This window comes from Altererythrobacter sp. (assembly GCF_050299635.1).
GTDB lineage: Bacteria > Pseudomonadota > Alphaproteobacteria > Sphingomonadales > Sphingomonadaceae > Erythrobacter.
In genome coordinates, this window is the sequence record NZ_JBNKWF010000092.1 from 1 (window position 1) to 517 (window position 517).

Genomic DNA, 517 nt, shown 5'->3' on the forward strand with positions numbered 1-517 from the left:
GAGATGCACGTTGGCGATGCTGTCGTAGTGCTCGGGCAAGTGGGTCAGCTCGAAGTAGTGGGTCGCGAACAGGGTCAGCGCGTTGGATTTTTGCGCCAGATGATCGGCGCAGGCCCAGGCCAGCGCGAGGCCGTCGAAGGTGCTGGTGCCGCGGCCGATTTCGTCCATCAGCACCAGGCTGTTGGCGCTGGCATTGTTGAGGATGTTCGCCGCCTCGGTCATCTCCACCATGAAGGTCGAGCGCCCGCCGGCGAGGTCGTCGGAGGCCCCGATGCGTGTGAAGATGCGGTCCAGCGGGCCGATCTCGGCGCGCTCGGCGGGTACGTAGCTGCCGGCGTGGGCGAGCAGCGCGATCAGCGCCACCTGGCGCATGTAGGTCGACTTGCCGCCCATGTTCGGCCCGGTAATCACCAGCAGCTTGCGGCTCGCATTCATGTCGAGGTCATTCGCCACGAACGGGGTTTCGATGACCTGTTCGACGACGAGGTGGCGGCCGCCGCGAATTTCAGATCGGAAG

1 protein-coding gene is annotated in these 517 nt (G+C 65.2%); it reads right to left on the bottom strand.

The features are described 5' to 3' along the window. Nucleotides 1-517, bottom strand: a 517-nt coding sequence (locus tag ACQY6C_RS14995) for a MutS-related protein (RefSeq protein ID WP_427970091.1), incomplete at both ends; no start/stop codon positions are given.